Origin of the sequence: Photobacterium sanguinicancri, assembly GCF_024346675.1 — a bacterium.
GTDB classification, from domain to species: Bacteria; Pseudomonadota; Gammaproteobacteria; order Enterobacterales; family Vibrionaceae; genus Photobacterium; species Photobacterium sanguinicancri.
This window is the reverse complement of sequence record NZ_AP024850.1, coordinates 352,545-375,841: the sequence shown is the minus strand read 5'-3', so window position 1 is coordinate 375,841 and position 23,297 is coordinate 352,545. Positions and strand designations below refer to the sequence as shown.

The 23,297-nt window shown below is 45.4% G+C and carries 23 protein-coding genes; 13 read left to right on the top strand and 10 right to left on the bottom strand.

Translation table 11 applies throughout. The annotated features are described in order from the left end of the window. Genes mlaC through mlaF form a run of 4 tightly spaced genes read right to left on the bottom strand, consistent with a single transcriptional unit; the run spans position 1 to position 2,762 of the window. Positions 1 to 630, bottom strand: a complete 630-nt coding sequence (gene mlaC, locus OCU87_RS01805) for a phospholipid-binding protein MlaC (protein WP_157072590.1) — start codon at positions 628 to 630, stop codon at positions 1 to 3. Between the two features lie 53 nt (positions 631 to 683). Beyond that, positions 684 to 1,160 (bottom strand): outer membrane lipid asymmetry maintenance protein MlaD, encoded by a 477-nt coding sequence (mlaD, locus tag OCU87_RS01800; RefSeq protein ID WP_062689619.1) that lies wholly within the window; start codon positions 1,158 to 1,160, stop codon positions 684 to 686. Positions 1,161 to 1,163: 3 nt separating this feature from the next. Next, complete coding sequence (mlaE, locus tag OCU87_RS01795; protein WP_062689617.1) at positions 1,164 to 1,940, bottom strand: lipid asymmetry maintenance ABC transporter permease subunit MlaE; 777 nt, start codon at positions 1,938 to 1,940, stop codon at positions 1,164 to 1,166. A 12-nt stretch (positions 1,941 to 1,952) separates the two neighbouring features. Next, positions 1,953 to 2,762, bottom strand: coding sequence for a phospholipid ABC transporter ATP-binding protein MlaF (gene mlaF, locus OCU87_RS01790; RefSeq protein ID WP_094955666.1), 810 nt, complete (start codon positions 2,760 to 2,762; stop codon positions 1,953 to 1,955). A gap of 382 nt (positions 2,763 to 3,144) precedes the next feature. On the opposite strand from mlaF, the gene OCU87_RS01785 reads away from it, so the two are divergent. The 12 genes from OCU87_RS01785 to mgtE all read left to right on the top strand — a co-directional run bounded on the left by OCU87_RS01785 (position 3,145) and on the right by mgtE (position 12,731). Further along, complete coding sequence (locus tag OCU87_RS01785; protein WP_062689615.1) at positions 3,145 to 4,110, top strand: calcium/sodium antiporter; 966 nt, start codon at positions 3,145 to 3,147, stop codon at positions 4,108 to 4,110. A 13-nt stretch (positions 4,111 to 4,123) separates the two neighbouring features. Continuing rightward, positions 4,124 to 5,095, top strand: a complete 972-nt coding sequence (gene kdsD / locus OCU87_RS01780) for an arabinose-5-phosphate isomerase KdsD (protein WP_062689729.1) — start codon at positions 4,124 to 4,126, stop codon at positions 5,093 to 5,095. Then, positions 5,095 to 5,649, top strand: coding sequence for a 3-deoxy-manno-octulosonate-8-phosphatase KdsC (gene kdsC, locus OCU87_RS01775; protein ID WP_062689613.1), 555 nt, complete (start codon positions 5,095 to 5,097; stop codon positions 5,647 to 5,649). Before kdsD ends, kdsC begins: the two co-directional genes overlap by 1 nt. Further along, positions 5,646 to 6,209 carry an LPS export ABC transporter periplasmic protein LptC gene (lptC, locus tag OCU87_RS01770; RefSeq protein WP_062689612.1) on the top strand — a complete coding sequence of 188 codons (564 nt, stop codon included), beginning with the start codon at positions 5,646 to 5,648 and terminating at the stop codon, positions 6,207 to 6,209. The genes kdsC and lptC overlap by 4 nt, the downstream gene beginning before the upstream one ends. After that, complete coding sequence (gene lptA / locus OCU87_RS01765) at positions 6,190 to 6,693, top strand: lipopolysaccharide transport periplasmic protein LptA (RefSeq protein WP_261857733.1); 504 nt, start codon at positions 6,190 to 6,192, stop codon at positions 6,691 to 6,693. The genes lptC and lptA overlap by 20 nt, the downstream gene beginning before the upstream one ends. Positions 6,694 to 6,701: 8 nt before the next feature. Further along, positions 6,702 to 7,427: an LPS export ABC transporter ATP-binding protein gene (gene lptB / locus OCU87_RS01760; protein ID WP_094955662.1), complete on the top strand. Its 726-nt coding sequence runs from the start codon at positions 6,702 to 6,704 to the stop codon at positions 7,425 to 7,427. Between the two features lie 51 nt (positions 7,428 to 7,478). Beyond that, complete coding sequence (locus tag OCU87_RS01755) at positions 7,479 to 8,960, top strand: RNA polymerase factor sigma-54 (RefSeq protein ID WP_094955661.1); 1,482 nt, start codon at positions 7,479 to 7,481, stop codon at positions 8,958 to 8,960. Positions 8,961 to 8,998: 38 nt separating this feature from the next. Beyond that, entirely contained in the window at positions 8,999 to 9,286 is a 288-nt protein-coding gene (hpf, locus tag OCU87_RS01750; protein ID WP_062689610.1) for a ribosome hibernation promoting factor, read from the top strand. Between the two features lie 2 nt (positions 9,287 to 9,288). Beyond that, entirely contained in the window at positions 9,289 to 9,738 is a 450-nt protein-coding gene (gene ptsN / locus OCU87_RS01745) for a PTS IIA-like nitrogen regulatory protein PtsN (protein ID WP_062689608.1), read from the top strand. Positions 9,739 to 9,777: 39 nt separating this feature from the next. Beyond that, positions 9,778 to 10,629: an RNase adapter RapZ gene (gene rapZ / locus OCU87_RS01740; protein WP_261857732.1), complete on the top strand. Its 852-nt coding sequence runs from the start codon at positions 9,778 to 9,780 to the stop codon at positions 10,627 to 10,629. Next, positions 10,626 to 10,901: an HPr family phosphocarrier protein gene (locus OCU87_RS01735; RefSeq protein ID WP_094955695.1), complete on the top strand. Its 276-nt coding sequence runs from the start codon at positions 10,626 to 10,628 to the stop codon at positions 10,899 to 10,901. The genes rapZ and OCU87_RS01735 overlap by 4 nt, the downstream gene beginning before the upstream one ends. A 471-nt stretch (positions 10,902 to 11,372) precedes the next feature. Continuing rightward, positions 11,373 to 12,731 (top strand): magnesium transporter, encoded by a 1,359-nt coding sequence (gene mgtE, locus OCU87_RS01730; RefSeq protein ID WP_062689727.1) that lies wholly within the window; start codon positions 11,373 to 11,375, stop codon positions 12,729 to 12,731. Positions 12,732 to 12,817: 86 nt separating this feature from the next. Here the strand turns inward: mgtE and pmbA are convergent, their stop codons facing one another. Then, positions 12,818 to 14,161, bottom strand: a complete 1,344-nt coding sequence (pmbA, locus tag OCU87_RS01725) for a metalloprotease PmbA (protein WP_261857731.1) — start codon at positions 14,159 to 14,161, stop codon at positions 12,818 to 12,820. Between the two features lie 150 nt (positions 14,162 to 14,311). Between pmbA and yjgA the strand changes: the two genes are divergently transcribed. Next, positions 14,312 to 14,836 carry a ribosome biogenesis factor YjgA gene (gene yjgA, locus OCU87_RS01720; protein WP_062689604.1) on the top strand — a complete coding sequence of 175 codons (525 nt, stop codon included), beginning with the start codon at positions 14,312 to 14,314 and terminating at the stop codon, positions 14,834 to 14,836. 76 nt (positions 14,837 to 14,912) lie between these two features. Here the strand turns inward: yjgA and tldD are convergent, their stop codons facing one another. The 5 genes from tldD to OCU87_RS01695 all read right to left on the bottom strand — a co-directional run bounded on the left by tldD (position 14,913) and on the right by OCU87_RS01695 (position 23,287). Continuing rightward, positions 14,913 to 16,334, bottom strand: a complete 1,422-nt coding sequence (tldD, locus tag OCU87_RS01715) for a metalloprotease TldD (RefSeq protein WP_390960777.1) — start codon at positions 16,332 to 16,334, stop codon at positions 14,913 to 14,915. A 31-nt stretch (positions 16,335 to 16,365) separates the two neighbouring features. Further along, positions 16,366 to 17,196, bottom strand: coding sequence for a carbon-nitrogen hydrolase family protein (locus tag OCU87_RS01710; protein WP_062689725.1), 831 nt, complete (start codon positions 17,194 to 17,196; stop codon positions 16,366 to 16,368). Between the two features lie 107 nt (positions 17,197 to 17,303). Further along, on the bottom strand, positions 17,304 to 21,221 hold the full coding sequence (locus OCU87_RS01705; RefSeq protein ID WP_261857730.1) for a YhdP family protein: 3,918 nt from the start codon (positions 21,219 to 21,221) through the stop codon (positions 17,304 to 17,306). Between the two features lie 12 nt (positions 21,222 to 21,233). Continuing rightward, positions 21,234 to 22,703 (bottom strand): ribonuclease G, encoded by a 1,470-nt coding sequence (rng, locus tag OCU87_RS01700; RefSeq protein WP_062689600.1) that lies wholly within the window; start codon positions 22,701 to 22,703, stop codon positions 21,234 to 21,236. Positions 22,704 to 22,711: 8 nt separating this feature from the next. Continuing rightward, the gene (locus OCU87_RS01695) at positions 22,712 to 23,287 is read right to left on the bottom strand and encodes a Maf family protein (protein ID WP_094955691.1); all 576 of its coding nucleotides are present in this window, start codon (positions 23,285 to 23,287) and stop codon (positions 22,712 to 22,714) included. Positions 23,288 to 23,297: the final 10 nt, after the last annotated feature.

Below are 23,297 nucleotides of genomic sequence, written 5' to 3'. Positions count from 1 at the left end.
TTACTTATCTGTTTCACGGCGAATAGGCTTCGCTGCTAATGTTTTCAGCGTGTTAGTTACCGCGTCTACACCTTCGGTGCGTAATTGGCCACTCCACTCACTTTGTTTGGTCGAGATCATGCTGACACCTTCCGCCACCATGTCGTACCCTTGCCACTCATTGGTTTTCTTATTCTTACGCATTTTAAAGTCCAATCGAATCGGTGGACGTTGCTTATCGATAATATCAACCCGTACCGACACAATACTGCGATCCGCTGGAACCGCTTTGGCAGGCTCAATTTGAATATTTTGATCAGAATATTGCGTAAGCACTTGAGCGTAAGATGCCACTAAGTAATCAGTAAACGCATCAACAAACGCGTTACGTTGTTCTTTCGTCGTTTTCTTTAGTTGAGGACCGAGTACTTTATACGCAGCGTAACGACTATTTACATACGGTAAAAGCTCTTGCTGTACTACCACGCGCAAATGTTCTGGGTTTTGCGCTATCGTGGCCTGCTCAGCTTTCAAGCGATCAAACATGGTGGTCGAAACTGCAGCCATCATTGTATATGGGTCCGTTTTATCAACCACTGGTGCCGCTATTGCGCTGGTTAATGTCAGTATTACACCCAACACACTGATCATAAAAGATCGTATCATTTTTTGTTCCCTCTCTGATCTACGCAATGTCGCTCGCACTATTTCTGATCACCGCCGATGCTATAGAGCACCTGACCGATCATATCTTCTAATACTAGCGCGGATTTTGTATCTTCAATCAAATCGCCATTACCTAGCATTTCAATATCATCATCAACAAACCCAGGGCTAATACCCACATATTGTTCCCCCAGTAACCCTGACGTTAAAATGGCAGCTGAGCTCGTTTCGGGGAAGTAACCAAATTGCTTATCAATCGTCAATTCGACGACAGGTACATAGCTTTCGCCGTCTAATGTGATACTGCTTACTTGACCAACAGTGACACCGCCAACTTTGATCGGTGAACGAACTTTCAAACCGCCAATATTGTCGAAGTGCGCACTCAAACTGTACGTATCTCGACTGCCAATATTTTTCACATCAGCAACCTGAAAGATAAGGATTAACAAAGCAATAATGCCCATTAATACAAATGAACCTACCCATAATTCTGTTTTTTTTGTCTGCTGCATCTGTTAATTCCCAAACATAAGCGCGGTCAGTACAAAGTCTAGCCCCAATACCGCCAAGGATGAATTCACCACAGTGCGGGTTGTTGCCTGACTAATTCCTTCTGAAGTGGGTACTGCATCGTACCCATTAAATACGGCAATCCATGTCACGGTTATTGCGAAAAAGACCGACTTGATAATGCTATTACCAATGTCATACCCCAATTCAACCGACGACTGCATTACCGACCAAAAACTACCATAGTCGATCCCTTTCCAGTCGACCCCAACGAGCTGTCCACCCCATATACCAATGGCAGCAAACATCATCGCGAGCAGCGGCATAGAAATAACACCCGCCCAAAAACGTGGAGCAATAACCCTACGTAGTGGATCGACCGCCATCATTTCCATACTGGAGAGTTGTTCTGTGGTTTTCATTAACCCAATTTCAGCCGTTAATGCCGAGCCCGCTCGACCAGCAAACAATAATGCTGTCACCACCGGACCCAGTTCACGTAATAACGACAAAGCGACCATTTGACCAAGGCTGGTTTCTGCACCGAAATCCACTAGCACGATATAGCCTTGTAAGCTTAAAACCATGCCAATGAACAAACCCGAAACCAAAATAATAGCAATCGAACGCACACCCACTGAATACAATTGAGCCAATAACAACGGCCACATTTTTTTCGGCTGCGGCTTACAGCATATCGCGCCGAACAACATCAAGGTTGCTCGCCCTATCGCCGTACATTTATCTAAGGTGAATCGTCCGAGACGGCGAATCCATTCCATGTTTAATACCGCTTAGGATTGAGAAGAAAAAAGATCATCAGCCAACGGCTGAGCTGGATACTGAAACGGCACTGGGCCGTCGGCATCCCCATCAAGAAACTGACGAATCTGAGGATCTTGGTTTGCGCGTAGTTCGTCAGGACTACCACTGCCAATAATTTTCCCACCCGAGAGTAAATACACTTTGTCAGCAATACTCATCACTTCGGGGACATCGTGCGATACGATAACAGCAGTAACACCCAGAGCTTGATTCATGTCGCGGATTAATTTAACCAATACTCCCATGGTAATCGGGTCTTGGCCAACAAACGGTTCGTCATACATGATCAATTCAGGGTCTAATGCAATTGCACGGGCTAACGCAGCCCGTCTCGCCATCCCGCCGGATAACTCATTTGGCATCAACTGGGCAGCACCCCGTAAGCCCACAGCTTCCAATTTCAAGAGCACCAATGTACGTAACAAGTCTTCAGGTAAATCAGTATGCTCACGTAGCGGAAAGGCAATATTGTCGAATACCGTCATATCAGTGAACAACGCACCAGACTGAAACAACATACTCATGCGCTTTCGAACTTGGTATAACGTTTTGCGGTTCAATGTCGGAATATTGTGACCATCAAACCAAACCTCGCCGCTATCAGGCGCTAACTGTCCACCAATTAAGCGTAATAAAGTCGTTTTACCTATGCCTGATGGCCCCATAATGGCGGTAATCTTCCCTTTGGGCACCTCAATACAGACATTGTCGAAAATTCGGCGTTCACCACGCATGAAAGTCATGTTATTAATTGTAACAAGCGAGTTAGTTGGCCCCATAACATTCCTGTTGGTTATTCTCTGGTGCAATACCCTGATTCTGTCGATTCACGAGGTTCACAATAAGCAGATAAATGAGCTAAGCGACAGATAATAATAAAGATAATACATGCAACTCAAGAAAATAACTGTCAGTTTTCCGTTATTTCCTCGCAAAGCTTAGGTCAAAACAATCGAATATCCCTCTAATTGTGAGCAATCACTTCCCTCTAAGCCTATTCATTCAGGCACAACAATGCGGTAGGTTTTCAACGTCTTCACCGAAAGCTTTAGATAATCACGCTAAATTCACTGCGTTTATCCTTCCCTTTTGAGTTGCTAAACGTCAAAATTGTCCTCTTAACTAATGTTCACAATTAATTTGAATTAGAAAGGGATAACAATGCTTGAAGCCATTGTCTTACTTTGTATCGGTTTAACTCTTCTGGTGTGGAGTGCAGACCGCCTCGTTTTTGGTGCTGCTGCGCTCGCTAAAAACTTTGGCGTTGCACCGCTGATCATCGGTATGACCATCCTTGCCATGGGATCGTCAGCCCCTGAAATGATGGTATCAGCAACTGCAGCTCTCGCGGGAAAAACAGATACAGCTGTAGGCAACGTACTTGGCTCTAATATTGCCAATATTGCCCTTATCATCGGTCTCACTGCCATTATCAAACCACTGAGTATCAGTTCCGGCATTATTCGCCGTGAATTACCTCTAATGCTGGGCGTTACGCTGGTTGCGGGTGCTTTGCTCTGGGATAGTCACTTAGGCTTCCATGAAGGTGTACTGCTGGTTATATTGTTTGTCCTTTTCTTGTTCGCGATGTTTAAAATCAGCCAAAAAGCAAAAGTAGAAGGCGATGCGCTGGCTGATGAACAAGAATCAGAAATCCCCGACGGTGTCAGTAACACCGCGGCAGGTGTTTGGATTGTCATTGGCCTAGTGCTGCTGCTTTACTCTTCAGATATGGTGGTTGAATCTGCGGTGACTATTGCCAAATACTATGGCATGAGCGATCTAGTGATCGGCTTAACCATCATCGCAATTGGTACCAGCTTGCCAGAACTAGCAGCGTCTATCGCGAGTATCTTCAAAGGTGAAGATGATATGGCGGTGGGTAATATCATCGGCTCTAACGTTTTCAACATTCTGGCGGTTATGGGTATCCCTGGTTTATTAAACCCATCGGTATTAAGTCCACTCGCGATGGGTCGTGACTTCTACGTGATGCTAGCCGTTTCTGTCTTATTAATGCTGATGGCACTTGGAAAACGTCGCCGAATCAACCGTATAGAAGGTGGTATACTTCTCTGCTGCTTTATCGCCTATCAGGGATATCTGTTTTATAATGTTGCAGGTTAACGGAGAGTAAATGATGTCGCACATGTTTGATTTTTGCGCCCATGGTCGCAAAGTAATGGAAACTGAAATCGCAGCCCTGCAAAACATTCAGCAGTATGTTAATAGCGAATTTGCCGCTGCGTGTGAGCTTATTTGCCAATGCAAAGGCAAGGTTATTGTCATGGGCATGGGTAAATCCGGCCACATTGGTAACAAGATAGCCGCAACGTTTGCAAGCACGGGTACTCCAGCCTTCTTTGTTCACCCAGGCGAAGCGAGCCATGGTGATCTTGGTATGATCAAAAAAGACGATGTGGTATTAGCGATATCAAACTCAGGTGAAGCGTCTGAGATCATGGCGTTATTACCCGTGATCAAACGCCTTGGTATCCCGCTTATCAGCATGACAGGTAAGCCAGAATCAAGCATGGCGAAATTTGCTCAGATCCACTTGCAAATTACCGTAGAGAAAGAAGCATGCCCATTAAACTTAGCACCCACCTCTAGCACCACCGCGACATTAGTTATGGGCGATGCGCTAGCGATTGCAATAATGGAAGCGCGCGGTTTTACAGCTGACGATTTCGCGCTTTCTCACCCAGGTGGTGCGCTAGGTCGCAAACTGTTAATGCGTATTAGCGATGTTATGCACAAAGGTGACTTACTGCCTATCGTTAATGAAGAAGCCACAATTAAAGATGCCCTACTTGAAGTCTCTCGCAAAGGCTTAGGGATGACAGCGATCATCGATAATAGCCAAATGCTAACGGGTATTTTTACTGATGGCGATCTGCGCCGTTTACTCGATAACCGTGTCGACATCCATAACACCAGTATCGGTGATGTGATGACACGCAACCCTTCAACTATTTCGCCAAATATATTGGCCGCTGAAGGATTAAAAGTGATGGAAGATAGGAAGATTAATGGCTTGCTTGTCACTGAAGATAACCGCTTAGTGGGCGCTTTAAACATGCATGACCTACTAAAAGCAGGGGTTATGTAATGGCAACAATCGAAACTATTTATGGTCCTGTCTGTCAAAACGTATACCAGCAAGCGAAACAGATTCGCTTACTGATTTGTGATGTCGATGGTGTGTTTTCCGATGGCCGTATTTACATGGGTAACGATGGCGAGGAATTAAAAACCTTCCATACACGTGACGGTTATGGCATTAAGTCATTGATGGGCGCTGGCGTTGAAATCGCAATTATCACAGGCCGTAAATCCGCCATTGTTGAAAACCGCATGTCAGCCTTGGGCATCAAACACGTCTACCAAGGGCAAGATAACAAGCTGGCTGCTTACGCCGATATTCACAATAATCTGAATATCGCCCCAGAACACACGGCATACATTGGTGATGATCTGATTGATTGGCCAGTGATGGAAAAAGTCGGTCTATCCGTATGTGTTGCCGACGGTCACCCATTACTCGCACAGCGTGCTGATTTCATTACACGCATTCAAGGTGGCTATGGCGCAGTACGCGAAGTTTGTGATCTGATCCTTGAAGCAAAAGGTGAACTGGATAAACATAAAGGCTTAAGCATATGAACTTACATAAGCTACTCTATACACTCGCTTTTATAGTGTGTGTATCGGCTGGCTTTTACTTGATTAATGACTACTGGCAAGGTGATGTTCAAGTTAAACCTGACGATGAAAAGCCTATCTTTACGGGCAGTATCGTTACGAGCACCTCACATACCGAAACAGGTATTCGCAGTTATCAAGTCGATTCTGAGTATCTTGAGCACTTTAAGAAAAGTGGTGACACTGATTTCGTCAAACCAGTGTTGTGGCTCTTTCGAGAAGGCACAGAAACTGAGTGGCGTATTAGCTCTAATGATGCAACACTCGATCAAGACCAGATTTTATATATGAAAGGCAATGTTCGGATTTTTAATTTACTGCCAGACTCAACCCTGAAAGTAATCCAAACCGACAACCTGCGTATTGATCTTGTCAGCAAAGATTTTGATACCCCTGACCACGTCGTAATGACGGGCGATGCTTTTATTAACGAAGGCGACGGTATGACGGGGAACATGGATCGCAGTGTTGCGACCCTACTCAACAACGTGAAAGGTAGATATGAATCTATTCAAAATTAGTACCCTACTTTGCCTTTGTATCAGTACATCGAGCTGGGCACTGAGTGACGATACCGAGCAACCAATTTACATTGATTCGGATACGCAAAATCTCGATATTCAAAACAATATCGTGACCTTCACGGGTAATGTAATTTTACGCCAAGGCAGTATCGATATTCGTGCCGATAAAGTTGTGGTAACACGACCTAAAGGGCAAGAAGGCCAAGAGGTGATTGATGCCTATGGTAAGCCTGCAACCTTCCATCAAATCATGGATGACGGCAAGCCTATTGATGGTGAGTCGTTAGAAATGCGCTACCTTACCGCCACTGAATTTTTGAAGATGACCAATGAAGCACTGCTGATCCAAGATGGCAGTGAGATCCGCGGTAAAGTGATCACTTACAAAATCGATGAACAAAAACTGGCAGCACAAAGTGGCGATAAGAAACGTGTAACCACTATCTTGCAGCCCGCCCAGTTAAACTCGAATAAGAAATAAGCACGACTATGGCAACGTTAAAAGCAGCACATCTCGCAAAAAGCTACAATGGCCGCAAAGTCGTGTCTGATGTAAGCATTGAAGTGAAATCAGGTGAAATTGTTGGCTTACTTGGCCCTAACGGTGCAGGTAAAACTACCTCGTTTTACATGATCGTCGGCCTAGTCGCACGTGATGAAGGCACCATCAGTATTGATGATACTGATATCAGCTTGCAGCCGATGCATAACCGCTCTCGTATGGGGATTGGCTACCTGCCCCAAGAGGCTTCAATCTTTCGCCGTTTAAGCGTACATGACAACCTCATGGCCGTATTACAAACTCGCAAAGAGCTTAGCCGTTCAGAACGCCAAGACAAGCTTGAAGAATTATTGGATGAATTCAACATACAGCACATACGCAATAGCTTAGGTATGGCATTATCAGGGGGCGAACGCCGCCGTGTTGAAATTGCCCGCGCGCTAGCAGCCAATCCAAAATTCATTTTACTCGATGAACCTTTTGCCGGTGTTGACCCGATATCCGTGATCGACATCAAAAAAGTCATTGAGCATTTACGTGATCGAGGCCTTGGGGTTCTGATCACCGACCATAATGTTCGTGAAACTCTCGACGTATGTGAACATGCCTACATTGTTAGTCAAGGACAATTGATTGCGCACGGCTCGCCAACCGACGTTCTTAACGATGAACATGTAAAACGTGTTTATCTGGGCGACCAGTTCCGTCTATAGTTAGTAATAGATCGGCACGCACAACAATAACGACAAGGTGCATTGATACTCATGAAAACCTCGCTCCAGCTTAAGCTAGGCCAACAACTTGCAATGACGCCTCAACTGCAGCAAGCCATTCGCTTACTGCAGCTTTCGACGTTGGATTTACAACAAGAAATCCAAGAAGCCTTAGATGCTAACCCATTGCTAGAGCTGGAAGAGAGTGAGAGTGAGAACAGTGCCGATGACAAATCGTCTGACAACAACGATATTGACGCATCAGCACAAGACAACAGTAGCCAAGATTCTGAACCCGATCCGTATGACACTTCTGAAGTGATCGAGCAGCGTGAAATGCCAGAAGATTTACCTGTCGATACCACTTGGGAAGACGTGTACAGCGCTGGCACAGGAAGCACAGGGATCAGCATGGATGATGACATGCCGATTTACCAAGGTGAAACCACTGAGTCGCTGCAAGATTACTTGATGTGGCAAGTTCAGCTAACACCGTTCAGTGAAACAGACCTCGCTATCGCGACCGCCATCATTGATGCAATTGACGATAAAGGGTATTTAACCTGTTCTGCCGACGATATCCTTGAAAGCTTAGGTGTCGATGAAATCGAACTCGATGAAGTCGAAGCCGTACTAAAACGCGTACAGCAATTTGACCCTCTTGGTGTTGCCTCTCGTAATCTACAAGAATGCCTGTTACTTCAATTAGCAACATACCCGAAAGACACACCGTGGTTGAGCGAATCCAAACACATTCTTGAGCACCACATCGGTTTATTGGGTAACCGTGATTACCGCCAACTGATGCGCGATACCAAGCTAAAAGAGCCCGAGTTGAAAGCCGTGATGCAATTGATCCACGGTTTAGACCCTCGCCCGGGGAACTTGGTCATTTCATCAGAGACCGAGTATGTCGTGCCTGATGTTTCCGTCTTTAAAGATCATGGCAAATGGATCGTCACGATCAACCCAGACAGCGTTCCTCGTATTAAAGTAAACGAGCAGTACGCCGCTCTGAGTAAAAACACCCGTAACAGTGCTGATAGCCAATTTATTCGTACCCACCTCCAGGATGCGAAGTGGCTCATAAAAAGCTTAGAAAGCCGTAACGAAACCCTACTAAAAGTGGCACGATGCATTGTAGAGCATCAACAAGATTTCTTTGAATTCGGTGAAGAAGCCATGAAACCTATGGTACTTAATGATATTGCATTAGATGTTGATATGCATGAGTCCACCATTTCACGGGTTACCACCCAAAAGTACATGCATACCCCACGTGGCATTTTTGAATTAAAATATTTCTTCTCAAGCCATGTAAGCACGGATAATGGAGGCGAATGTTCATCAACCGCCATCCGTGCACTCGTCAAGAAACTGGTTGCCGCTGAAAACCAAGCGAAACCATTAAGTGATAGTAAGATTGCAACATTACTGGCTGAACAAGGCATCATGGTAGCGCGACGTACCATCGCGAAGTACCGTGAATCTCTTGGGATCCCACCATCGAACCAACGTAAACGTTTGATATAGCGTAAATGCTCCAAACGCCCAACAGAAGGAAGATGTCTATGCAAATCAATCTCACAGGACACCATGTGGAAGTTACGGATTCTATGCGTGACTATGTAAACACTAAGTTTGAAAAGCTTGAACGTTTCTTTGACAAAATTAATAATGTCCATGTGATTTTAAATGTAGAAAAATTACAGCAAGTGGCGGAAGCGACTTTGCACATAAATAATGGCGAAATTCACGCCAAAGCGGATGCAGATGATATGTATACCGCGATCGATGCGTTGACCGATAAACTCGTACGTCAATTAAATAAACATAAAGATAAACTCAATAGTCATTAATCATGCAACTGAGATCGGTATTGAGCCTGGACTGCACTAAAAGTGCAGTCCACTGCTCTAGCAAAAAACGCGCTCTAGAAATCATCAGCGAAATCGCTGCAGATCACTTAGACCAGAATCCCCAACCTTTATTTGAGTGTATGCTCAGCAGGGAAAAAATGGGCAGTACCGGCATAGGTAATGGCATCGCCATACCTCATGGCCGCATCACACAAAGCGATGAAGCCATTGCCATTTTAATCCAATGCGATAATCCTATCGAATTTGATGCCATCGACAATCAACCTGTCGACTTGTTATTTGCCTTACTCGTGCCAGACGCACAATGTAAAGAGCATCTTAAAACCCTATCAAGCATGGCTGAAAAGCTCAGTAATAAGCAGATATGTAAACAATTACGTACTGCTAAATCTGATCAAGAGCTTTATCAAATCATGACCAATGACTCATAATGAGTGTAATCCTTCCAAGTTGTTTGAGGTAATTCAACCATGATGTTAATGGTCGTAAGTGGGCGTTCTGGCTCAGGGAAATCCGTGGCATTACGAGTACTCGAAGATCTTGGGTACTATTGTGTCGATAACCTGCCTGTAAATTTACTCCCACAATTCATCAAAACCGTGGAAAACAATCAGCAGGATATTGCCGTCAGTATTGATGTTCGCAATATGCCAACCCAATCGGGTGAGATTCAAAAAATCCTGTCATCACTCAGTAGCCAACTTGATGTCAACGTCATCTTCTTAGATGCTGACGATAAAGAGCTAGTTAAGCGCTATAGTGAAACACGCCGTCTGCATCCACTCTCACGTAATAACATGAGCTTGGAACAAGCAATCCAATCAGAAAGCGCCATTCTTTCGGATCTAAAAGAACATGCTGATTTAGTCATAGATACCACTAAGCAATCTATCCATGATTTAAGTGAAACCGTACGTTCACGTGTTTTAGGCCGTGAAAACCGCGACTTAATCATGGTGTTTGAATCTTTTGGCTTTAAGCATGGTCTACCCACCGATGCCGATTATGTGTTTGACGTTCGTTTCTTACCTAATCCACACTGGGTGCCTGAACTCAAACCCCAGACAGGGCTTGATCTTGGCGTCAAAGAATTCTTAGCTAGTCACCCAGAAGTGAATCAGTTAACCAATCAGATCCGTAATTTCGTGGAAACCTGGTTACCTATGCTAGAAAAAAACAACCGTAGTTACCTTACCATCGCTATCGGTTGTACTGGTGGTCAACACCGTTCTGTCTATGTCGCGCAGCAATTGGCCGAGCACTTTATCCATGCAGGCCAACAAGTTCAAATTCGCCACCGTACACTAGAAGGCTTGATATGACAGACCTTTGCCGCGATGTGTTTATCAATAACCGCCTAGGCCTTCATGCCCGAGCTGCGATTAAGCTGGTTGAATTGGCACAAAGTTTTGATGCAACGGTAACGATCAGTAACCATGAGAAACAAGCGACGGCAGACAGCGTGATGGGATTATTAATGCTGGAATCCGCTCAGGGCCAGCAAATCACGGTCAGCGCTGAAGGCAACGATGCCGAGTTAGCTCTTGAGGCCGTTATCTCGTTGATAGAAGCGGGCTTCGATGAAGAAAGTTAATCCCAGATAATCGACTTGCCATCAGCTTAAATCTGTTTAAAAAACACTCACTTCAAAAATAAAGCTCCAGAGGATGATATGGCCATTTATGTCATCATCCTCAGCTAACTTGTTGCTAAATAGTCGCTTGTTGCGAAATATCACACCTCCGTTTCCCAGCTCTTTTTTCATACGCAGATGAAATTTCATCGAACTCTCAAATCTGGTGAGACAACAGCCGCATTATTGCGTTAAAATTCAGCTTATTGCGTTTATGCTGAATCGTCTCTATTTTGGGTTTCAATCATACCCAATTACACAGGCACTCACGCATACTCAAACAGAGCAGCAGTTGCCCTCATGGGTAATATCAGCTGTTCGGTATTATTTCCATCTGACCAATCTTCTGGCCCCTTTCACTCTGCGCACCATCGGCTGAGTAACCATTTTGATCCAGAGAATTGCTCAGATGGCACAACCGAGTTTGTATCTATGGCGGATCTACTAGAGCAAGACAATACCCACCAAACCTTACAAGAAGTGAACAAGGCCTTAGAAAATGGCATGTTTGTTCACGTTCGCCGCCTGTTGCAAGACATGGAACCGGAAGACATTGCCCACCTGTTAGAGGCTTCACCGCCGAAAGAACGTCAGGTGCTGTGGCAATTAACCGATCCTGAAGAGCAAGGTGAAATCCTTGACGAGCTGTCTGAAGACGTAAAAGACGGCATCGTTGCACAAATGGCACCAGAGAAACTGGCGGCTGTTACTGAAGGCATGGAAAGTGATGATGTCGCTTATGTCCTTCGTAGCCTACCAGACGAGCGCTACCAAGAAGTATTGGCGCAAATGGATGCCACTGACCGTCATCGTGTTGAGAAAGCTTTAGCCTACTCAGAAGACAGTGCCGGCGGTATGATGAGTACCGACTTCATTACCATTCGTGGTGATGTAACGGCTGATGTGGTTTTACGTTATTTGCGCATGCGTGGTGAGTTGCCTGAAGCGACAGATGCTCTGTATGTGGTCGATGAAAATGAATATCTAATCGGCCATATTTCATTGGCAACACTCGTTACCACCCAGCCTGACATTGAAATCCGTGAAGTCATGGAAGATTCGGATGAAGCGATCCCTGTCGACATGGATGACAGTGAAATCGCTAACCTGTTTGAACGTCGTAACTGGTTATCGGCACCTGTTGTTGATAGCAACAATCACCTTGTCGGTCGTATCACCATCGATGATGTGGTCGATATCATTCGTGAAGACGCTGAGCACTCCATGATGAGTATGGCGGGTATGGATGATGAAGAGGATACCTTTGCACCAGTTATGAAGTCGGCCCGTAGCCGTAGTATTTGGCTTGGGGTTAACGTACTGGCAGCGCTTGCGGCGGCATCTGTGTCTAACATGTTTGAAGCCACACTCGATAAAATGGCTGCCATTGCCGTTCTAATGACGATTGTGCCATCGATGGGTGGGGTGGCTGGTAACCAAACGGTCGCGCTAGTGATCCGTGGTTTAGCCGTTGGTCATATCGGGGATTCGAACACCCGCTGGCTACTAAGCAAAGAAGCTCGCGTTGGCTTAATCAATGGCCTGCTATGGGCACTGATCATTGGTGGCGTCGTTGTTCTGTGGAAAGGCGACATCATACTCGGAGCGATCATCGCTGGCGCCATGCTCACCAACTTGATCATTGCCGGTGTGGCGGGGGTTTGTATTCCTGTTATGCTCAAAAAATTCAATATCGACCCCGCCTTAGCGGGAGGCATGGCATTGACCACCATCACCGATATTGTTGGTCTATCTGTGTTCTTGGGACTAGCTACTATCTTCTTGGTGTAACCAAAGCTCTTTTCAAAAGGCACAAAAAACCGAGGCGCTAGCGTCTCGGTTTTTTTATTACATCGAATATGATGCTCGCGTATGGCTTATTCGCCAGCAATCTTCATGGTATCAAGCAAAATAGAACCCGTTTGGATCTGGCTACGCATTTCGGTATCCGTACCAATCGCGACAATATTTTTCATCATGTCTTTCAAGTTACCCGCGATGGTAATCTCACTGACTGGATATTGGATTTCACCATTTTCTACCCAGAAGCCAGCCGCGCCACGAGAGTAATCACCCGTAATGATATTCACGCCTTGGCCCATTAACTCGGTGACCAATAAACCACGATCCATTTTTTTCAGCATCTGCTCAAAGCTTTCGCCAGTCGAGTTCACCATCCAGTTATGGATACCACCAGCATGACCTGTCGGTTGCATCTTCAACTTGCGAGCAGCGTAGCTGGTCATCAGATACGTTTGCAGACAGCCATCAGTAATAATTTCACGATCGTGAGTGGCTAAACCCTCACTATCAAACGGTGTACTCGCCATCCCTCGTAAAATGTGAGGACGTTCGCTAATGTTCATCCACTCTGGATAAATTTGCTCACCCAGCTGATCCAGTAAGAAAGACGATTTACGGTATAAATTTGAACCGCTAATCCCCATCACTAAATGGCCAAACAAGCCTGTCGCAATATCAGCAGCAAACATAATTGGCGCTTCACGGGTTGTTAGCTTTTGAGCATCAACACGACCAACAGTACGCTCAGCCGCATGTTGACCAACACACTCAGGCGTCCATAATTCTGATGCGACACGTGCCGAGGTGTAGCTGTAATCTCGCTCCATCTCACCATTTTTGCCCTGTGCAATCACACAGCAACTGGTGCTATGACGGCTTGATGCATAGCTCGCTAGCATGCCATGGCTGTTACCGTAAACACGTACCCCGTAATGGCTGTCGTAACTTGCACCATCACTTTGTTTGATACGAGGATCGAAATCGAGCGCCGCCTGCTCAGCAGCAATCGCAATCGCAGCAGCACGGTCAGGCTCAGGTTCATCTGGGTGAAATAAGTCTAAATCAGGGATCTCACGCGCCATCAGTTCTTCAGGGCCGGGGCCGGCATAAGGGTCTTCAGAGGTGTAACGTGCAATGTCTAACGCAGCGGCAACCGTTTGAGCAATGGCGCTCTCACTTAAATCAGATGTTGATGCGCTACCTTTACGCTGACCACGATAAACGGTGATGCCAAGTGCACCATCACTATTAAATTCAACGTTTTCCACCTCACACATACGGGTAGAAACACTAATGCCTGTTGTTTTATTAATAGCAACTTCTGCCGCGTCGGCTTGTTGGCCTGCTAGCTCTAATGCTTTAGCAACCGCAGCTTCCAGCTCCACGCGCTGTTGTGCGACCTGTTCTCTCACGTCCATAATTTCACTTATTGTTATGCTGATATAATTAGAATAACACTCTCGTGTGCTAATTTGCGCCCAAATTTGTGTTTAAACTGATAAAATAGAACCATTACCACCAAACCGACATTAGTGCGGTTTGTCATTAGCAGGTTAGTGAGCCCTTTTATGAGCCGTAAAAATCAAAAAGCCCCTTGGGAACCAGAAGAAGAAATCATCTGGGTAAGTAAAACTGAGATGAAACGTGACATGGAAGCGTTGCAAAAACTAGGGGAAGAGTTAGTAAACTTAACGCCTAATGCACTAGCAAAAATACCGCTAGATGACGATATGCATGCAGCAGTCAAAGATGCACAACGCTTTAAAAATGAAGCGCGTCGTCGCCAACTGCAATACATCGGTAAGCAAATGCGCTATATCGATCTTGATCCAATCCAAGCGGCATTGGATAAGCTAAACAACAAGCACTCACAAACCACTGTTGAGTTGAAAAAGCTTGAGCAAAAGCGCGATAAGCTCATTACTAATGGCGACAGTATGATCAATGCTATTTTAGTTGATCACCCAGATGCTGACCGTCAGCGTCTACGCCAACTTGTTCGCCAAGCGAATAAAGAAAAAGAACAGGAAAAGCCAGCGAAAGCATATCGCGAAATTTTCCAGTACTTAAAAGAACTGTACATGAGCAACTAATACTCTGTATTAGACTCAAACAATAACGCCAGCATGATGCTGGCGTTATTGTTTTAACGATGAAGTGAGTACTAACCTAGTCAGTACCACCCACCGTCATGGAATCAATTTTCAAGGTTGGCTGTCCTACACCAACAGGCACGCTTTGACCTGCTTTACCACACACACCCACACCGCGATCGATCTCTAGATCATTACCCACCATCGACACTTGCTGCATGGCTTCAATACCACTACCGATCAAGGTTGCACCTTTAATTGGGCGAGTGATTTTACCATTTTCGATCAAGTATGCTTCCGATGCCGAGAATACAAACTTACCGGATGTAATATCAACCTGACCGCCACCAAAGTTTGGCGCATAAATACCATTCTTCACGCTTGAGATAATCTCTTCACGCGAATGTTCGCCTGGTAACATGTAAGTATTGGTCATGCGTGGCATAGGTAAATGCGCGTAAGATTCACGACGGCCATTACCAGTTGGAGCTACGCCCATAAGACGCGCATTCAACTTATCTTGCATGTAACCTTTTAGCTTACCGCCTTCAACCAATACATTGTATTGGCCTGGGGTGCCTTCATCATCAATGTTCAACGAGCCACGACGATCAGCTAAGGTACCATCATCAACGATAGTACAAAGCGATGAAGTCACTTGTTCGCCCATTTGACCTGAGAACATGGATGATTCTTTACGATTAAAATCGCCTTCTAAACCGTGACCTACTGCTTCGTGCAATAGCACCCCAGGCCAACCTGCGCCTAAAACAACAGGCATAGTACCCGCAGGTGCCGCTTCAGCATCCAGATTAACCAATGCCTGTCGAATCGCTTCATCAGCAAAGTTCAGTGCGACCGTTTTACCGTTCGCTTCCTCTTGGATAAAGAATTCATAACCGTAACGGCCACCGCCGCCCGCACTACCACGTTCACGCTTATCACCACGTTCCACCAATACGCTAATTGACAGACGTACTAATGGGCGAATATCAGCAGCATAAGTACCATCAAGCGCTGCCACCAGCACTTGCTCGTACACACCATTAATGCTGACTGAAACTTCGGTTACCAAAGGTTCTTTACTGCGAACATACGCGTCAATTTCTTCAAGTAACGCGATTTTCTGGTACTTATCAAAACTTGAGAGCGGATCAATCGCCGCATAAATCATTGGCGCTTCAACCGCCGTAAAGGCTTGTACCTTACCGCTGGTACCTTTACGCGCAATACCACGTGCAGCTTTTGCACTTTGCGTTAAAGCTAATTCGTTAATTTGATCCGAGTAAGCAAAACCTGTTTTTTCACCAGTGACAGCACGAACGCCAACACCACGGTCAATGTTAAAGGAGCCATCTTTGATAATGCTATCTTCTAGCACTAAAGATTCGTGCCAGCATGACTGAAAATAAATATCAGCATAATCAACATCTCGCGTCGCAATTTGACCAAGAATACGTTGAAGATCGTCACGCCCAATCCCTGATTGATCCAGCATGGTGTTTTCTACAGTTTTTAGCGTCATCTACTCAGCTCTTATCGTTGCGCTGATGCACTGCAAATCTTGCATGCTGCATCACCGGCATATTTGTTCTTATAGTGTGGCTTAATTTCAAATCAATGTCTGCGGTTAATACCCCAGTCCCTTGTGCTTGGCATGCCACTACCTGCCCCCAAGGGTCAATAATCATCGAATGGCCCCATGTTTCACGACCGTCAAAATGCTCACCCGACTGTGCAGCGGCAATTAACCAGCACTGGTTTTCAATCGCACGAGCACGTAACAATACATCCCAGTGCGCTTGCCCTGTGACTCGGGTAAATGCAGCTGGCACGATAATGATATCCGCACCTTTCGCACGAAGTGCGCTGTAAAGCTGGGGGAATCGTACATCATAACAAATCGAAAGCCCTAATCGACCAAACGGTGTATCGACAACAACCGTTTCGTCACCAGCTTGAAAAGTGTCTGATTCTCGATAGCTGTGGTGCTTATCTTCAATCTCCACATCAAACATGTGAAGCTTATTATAGTGTGCGACAAGCTGGCCTTTATCATCATAAAGCAGTGCAGTACTCGTCATTGCACCACTTTGCTGACGAATTGGAAATGATCCAATCAGTAACCAGACCCCCAATCTTTCGGCCATTTGGGCAACTGTCGACTGCAAAGGGCCATCACCTAATGCTTCTGCATGTTGCTGATAGTCATCAGTGCTACCAAAGATCAGGGCATTTTCTGGCGTAATCACTAAACGAGCACCCTGTAACTGCAATCCTTTCAGTTTCTTTTTAAGCTTGGCGACATTCACTTCAGGATCTCGACCTGAATTCATCTGTACGACGCCAACCTTATTGATCATGCTCTTCATCATTCTCACTCCTTGAATGATTGTTGATTTCGCTTACAGCAGTACTTTTGCCCCTCGACAATGAAAAAAGTACCCTGCCACTTATCTATCGACGTTTATTTACTGTCACTTTCACCCATCGATTCTGGTACCACAAACTCCCCTGTAAAGCGGGATTTTTCAGACACAACAGGCGCATCAATTGGCCCTTTGATCTGATAGTTAATCTGGGTAAATACATCAACTACTGGCGCTAGCGCAGTCGAAATAGCTAATACATATAACGCCGTCGGCGGTGCAATGGCAAAAGCCGTTAAGACCGGAATACCAGACGTCAGATCGGGATTAAATCGTACCCGAGCATCAACAGTTTCATCGACTAAATTCGCTTTACCTTGAATAAACATGTCACCTGCTAGGGCTTTCATTTTTATGTCGTCAGTCGTGAAAATGCCGTTATCTAACTTGCCTGAACCTCGAATGTAATCAAACGCTAAACCATTATCAAATACACCTGAAAAATCGAGCTGCATTTTACGGATGATCGAATCAATACTGAATAAACCTAATAAACGTCCGGCTCCACCCACATTACTGATAAAGCCTTTACCCGTTTCCGTTTTAATCTCACCGGATAACGTTTCACGGTGCATTGACCAAGGTGCGCCTTGCCACTGAATCGATGCATAACTACTGAAGGACGCATCTTCTACCCCGCCCGAAATACCAAAACGTCCCATTAAGTCAGAGCTATTTTCACCATCAATATCAAAAGCGATGTGGGTTTCATTCTGACCATTTGCCAACGTCCAGTGACCATCAAGGCTCAACGAAGTTACCCCAGAATCAATTTGTAGGTTCTGCAGTACTAATGTGGACTCATCATGGCGAAGTTGACCTGATACCTTCCCTAAACGGTAACCTTGAAGCCAAGCATCTTTAATCGTGAGATCCATATCAGGCATGTTTTTCATCACACTCTGATCAAAACTGGTAGCTAAAGGTACATCCGTTTGTGGTACGTACTTATCAGTAGGAAGATCGTCTTCTATCCCTTCTAACAATGGTAAATTAACGTGAATTTTATCCATTACCACATTCAGCGGCTTATATTGCGGCCAGAATGCTTCACCGGTTGCTTCTCGGCTGCCGACAATAAAGTGCCACTGCTTACGACTATCACGCGCAGCAAGCGCAACATCATGCCAATCAAGCGTCGCTAGACTCAAACGTTTAAGCTGGACATTCACCCTAGTCGGTAGCGGTAACTCAGGAAAGGCTGAAGGGGGCGTTTTCATGCTTTTCAGCGATGCTGAGTCATAACGTTCAATCACCTCGTTGGCCAAATCAATCCAACGATCACCATCAAGGTAATCACTATTAATGTTGACGATATGAGTACGCTTACCCAATGGGCGTAACTGGCTTCCTCCGACAGCAAGATAACTCGATGCTAAAGTTAGGCGCGGTTTGGTCAATGCCAAACGCGTGCGGTACTTCACATCCGGCAATAACAGATCGGCGGTTAACACATCGCCATTACCCTCGACATGCAAGCTAGCCATTTGGCCTGAGCGCTTGCTCGATAAGGTTAATGGATACGGAAGATCACTAGACAGGCTCGATAACGGCGCTTTAAGATCGACCTGATATTTAAAGCCGATATCATGCAAACTCACCCCTACATCCGCTTGCCATTCACTGTGGCCATCAACATGTGCTAGCAAAGGATCATTAAGTTGCATCTGAAGCGGTGCAACTTGCCAATTGCCTTTCACACCAATATCAACCTGATAACCCGTTTCAAGACTTTTACCGTCAAAACCAATATCGACTTTTTGATCCAGTAACTTGCCACTCAATCCTTTCGCTGAAATTACATCGTTATCAAACCCAATGCTGCCGCTTACCTGCGCTAGCGCAAGTGGTGGCGCATCAATAAGAACCGTATTGTTATCTAGTTTGGCTGAACCCCATGCTCGAACATCAGTGCCATCAAAAGGAATATCCAATTTAAAATCAGCAGTAACAGGCCCCGAAACTTGTACTGTTGATAATGCAGCTCCGACAGAATCAACTAATGGCGTTGCCATCATGTAATCGCGAACAGCTTCACCTTCAGCAGCAACAGCAACGTTGAGCTCCAAATGGCCATTTTCACTCAGCTCTGATACGCCAGTGACCTTTTTCGCTGTCGCTCCCATGGTTTTAGCATGGCGAGAATCGAGATACATGAAATCATTCTCAAACAGTAGGTCCAGCTGCAAATCAGTCAGCTCGGGCCATTCCGTATCAAAGCTGAATTTTGCATTTTCCAGTGGTACTTTTGCTTGAAAGATCCCGCTATGATCGCTGTATGGGTAATCTTGCAGATCGCCATACCACAGCAGTTGAGCGCCTTTCGCCTGCCCACCGCGAATGGCGGCAGATAGATAATCAGTGAGTTCTCTTCCCAACGACAACGTCGGTAAATAGCGCCACGTTTCACCTACTTCATACGCAGAAGCTTCACCATAAAATGATAACCAACTTGGTTTATCTGCTGGGAAATCAATCCGAAACTCACCATTAATCGCTAGGTGTGGTGTGGTCACTTTTAAGCTATCGCTCCAAAGTCGCCAACCACCATCGTTCACTTGCCAATAAGCTGTAACATCACCACTATCAACCGCTAGCGGCGCTTGGAACACATCGCCAAACGGCAGCACATCATTTTGCACGCTCAAAATGGCTCGGCCTGAATGCAAATCGCCGCTGACATTTGCGTCCAGTTTGTGTATGCCTGGAATCAGTTCCCATTGCTTAATACCAAACTGCTCAAGCTTCAAAGAAAAGCGCGGAGACTGCTCACCCACTTGAGCAACACGGATATCACTGACAAAGCCTGAGGGTGATAACTTACGTAATACATCCATCCCTTCGTTGTCAGGTAAAAAATCCATCAATGGCTGCAAATGATCGAGTTTGATCGTATTAACCGCTAACTGCCACTTACCCATTTGCCATTCAGCAGCAAGCTTCAATGCTGGCCAGCTCGTATTATCGCTTTGCCATGACATCGCATTCGTATCAACCCGCCACGAGACTGAACCATCATCTTCGCGATCAGGCTTAACCGTAATGATCCCGTTCTTAATACCCATTTGGTGGCTTTGTTTGTTCTGATGCCAGGATAAGCTACTGTCTGTCAGTTGGACTTGGCCATTAGTCACATCACCGTTTTGTAACGAGATCCAAAGCTCCGCATTCACTTCACTACTGGTAATGTCGACACCACCAGTCAGCTGCTTGCGCAACCACGGGGTAAACGACAACTTCTTGCCGTTGGCATAAATCTGCCCTGATAACGATTCAAGATCGCCCTGTTCCGATAAATTGGCACTAACATCAAGCTCACTTAAATGGGTGCCAACAATGCTAATCACGCCTTCCGCACGATGATCGCCTTTATTATTCGCCCATTTAAGTTGGTTAATATCGATTTGGACAATTTCACCCGATGGCGTCCACGTTTTCACTTTGGCATCTTTCAATGAGAAATGACCTAAGCGAACAAAAAACACTTGCTCTAATTGCTGGGCAATCGACAATTTATCTTGATGTTCAGGTGTCGGTTGATCTACCTCTACGTCAGGCAAGTTTGGGTTTAAACTGGGGATTTGAGTCAGATCGACAGCAAGACCATGAATGCTAACATCTTTAAAAACTGGACGTAATTGAAATGCAGATCGCCATAAATCAAAGCGGACTTCAACATCACCCACTTTAACCAAAGATGGAGTTAGGTCAGATGAACCAACGCTGATCCCCTGCAACATCAAAGAAGGACCAAATGTGCGCCAGTGCCCTTCGACTTGTTCAATTTGCAGGTCCATGTCGACCTGCGCAGAAACCCATTGACGAATGGGTTCGCGATATTCGTTAAGCTGAGGAAGAAGAAGACGTAAACCACTAACAGCAATCGAAGCCAGTACTAACATAATTAGTACCAGCCACATCATCCCTCTCGCCAGACGAACGGTAACGTTTGTCACGCAGAGCCTCACTTACATCATGACTACATCAAACTGCTCTTGCACATATAACGGCTCGCCTTTGATCTTCACTTGCTTACCAATGAAAACTTCTAGCTCTGCCAATGCATGAGACTCATCACCAGCCAATGCTTCCGCTACTGCTGGGGCAACATATACGACAAAGCGATCGGCATCGTAAGCGCGGTTTACACGCGTGATCTCGCGTAGTATTTCATAACACACGCTTTCAACCGTTTTAACCGAACCTCGACCTTCACATGTAGGACAAGTCCCGCAAAGTACGTGTTCAATGCTTTCACGCGTACGCTTACGCGTCATCTCGATTAAACCTAACTGAGTGAAACCATTAATGTTGGTCTTCACTCGGTCGTAAGACAATGCTTGTTCAAGCGCAAGTAACACCCGACGTTGGTGATCCTCTGAGGCCATATCGATAAAGTCGATAATGATAATGCCACCCAAGTTACGTAAACGTAGCTGACGAGCAATGGCTTTAGTCGCTTCAATATTGGTGTTGAAGATAGTCTCTTCGAGATTACGACGACCAACAAACGCACCGGTATTGATATCAACTGTCGTCATGGCTTCAGTCTGATCAATAATCAAGTAGCCGCCCGATTTAAGCTCTACTTTACGATCCAGTGAACGTTGAATTTCACTTTCGGTGTCAAACAAATCGAAAATTGGCTGTTCGCCAGCGTAATACTGCAGCTTATCACTGAGCTCAGGGACAAACTCATCGGTAAACTCTTTTAGTTTTTCGAAGCCTAAACGCGAATCCACTTGAATACTGTCTAATTCAGTACCAACAAAGTCACGTAAAATGCGTTGTGCTAAACCAAGCTCACCGTACAACATAGATTTAGGCTTATTCTTGACACGACGCTCTAATACTTTGCGCCATAAGTGCTTCAAGAAGGCTGCGTCTTGTGCCACTTCATCTTCCGTTGCACCTTCCGCTGCAGTACGAATAATAAAGCCACCCAAATCATCACAATGGTGAGAAACCACTTTCTTTAGACGATCACGCTCTTTTTCACTTTCAATGCGCTGAGAAACACCAACATGGCCAGCCCCAGGCATAAAGACAAGGTAGCGCGACGGTAATGTAACATCCGTCGTCAGGCGAGCACCTTTGGTCCCGAGAGGATCTTTGACAACTTGAACTACAAGATCTTGGCCTTGGCGAACAAGCTCTGATATATCCAGTACCTGAAATTGTTTTTTTTCATTTTCAGCAACACATTCAGTATGCGGAACAATATCAGACGCATGCAAGAAGGCGGCTTTATCTAAACCAATATCAACAAATGCGGCTTGCATCCCCGGTAAAACGCGGCTTACTCGGCCTTTGTAAATATTACCCACAATGCCGCGCTTAGATTCACGCTCAACATGGACTTCTTGTAATGTTCCGGCTTCAATCATTGCAACGCGTGTTTCACTTGGCGTTACATTAATTAGCAATTCTGTACTCATTATTGCCTCTAATCTAATTCTAAAAATGCTGTAACCATGATGTCGGTTTCTACTAAAGGTAACCCCATCACAGCGTAATAACTGCCATCGATACGCTCAATGAATTTGCCGCCAATACCTTGAATGCCGTAGCTACCCGCTTTATCTTGCGGTTCACCACTCTGCCAATATAGTTCTATTTCTTGCTCTGACAGGGTTTTAAACCAGACTTTCGTGGTAACTAACTGGGTTTCAATATGACCCGCTTTTGCAAGCGTCACGGCGGTTAAAACCTGATGTTCGCGACCAGATAGCATACGCAGCATGCGATGGGAATCTGCGAAGTCAGCAGGTTTTTCTAAAATAATATCGTCAACGACAACGATGGTATCAGCCCCTAAAACGGGCTTATTTCCCTCACTAGCGGCGACGCCAGCCAACGCTTTATCTTGTGAGAGACGCTGTACATACTGCGCTGGGCTTTCATGAGCTTGATGCTGCTCTTCTACATCGACAACGATTCGCTTAAAGGTATAACCGAGCTGTGCTAATAATTCTTGTCGACGTGGTGATCCCGAAGCTAAAAGCAGTTGTATCGCTGACATGAAAACCTTC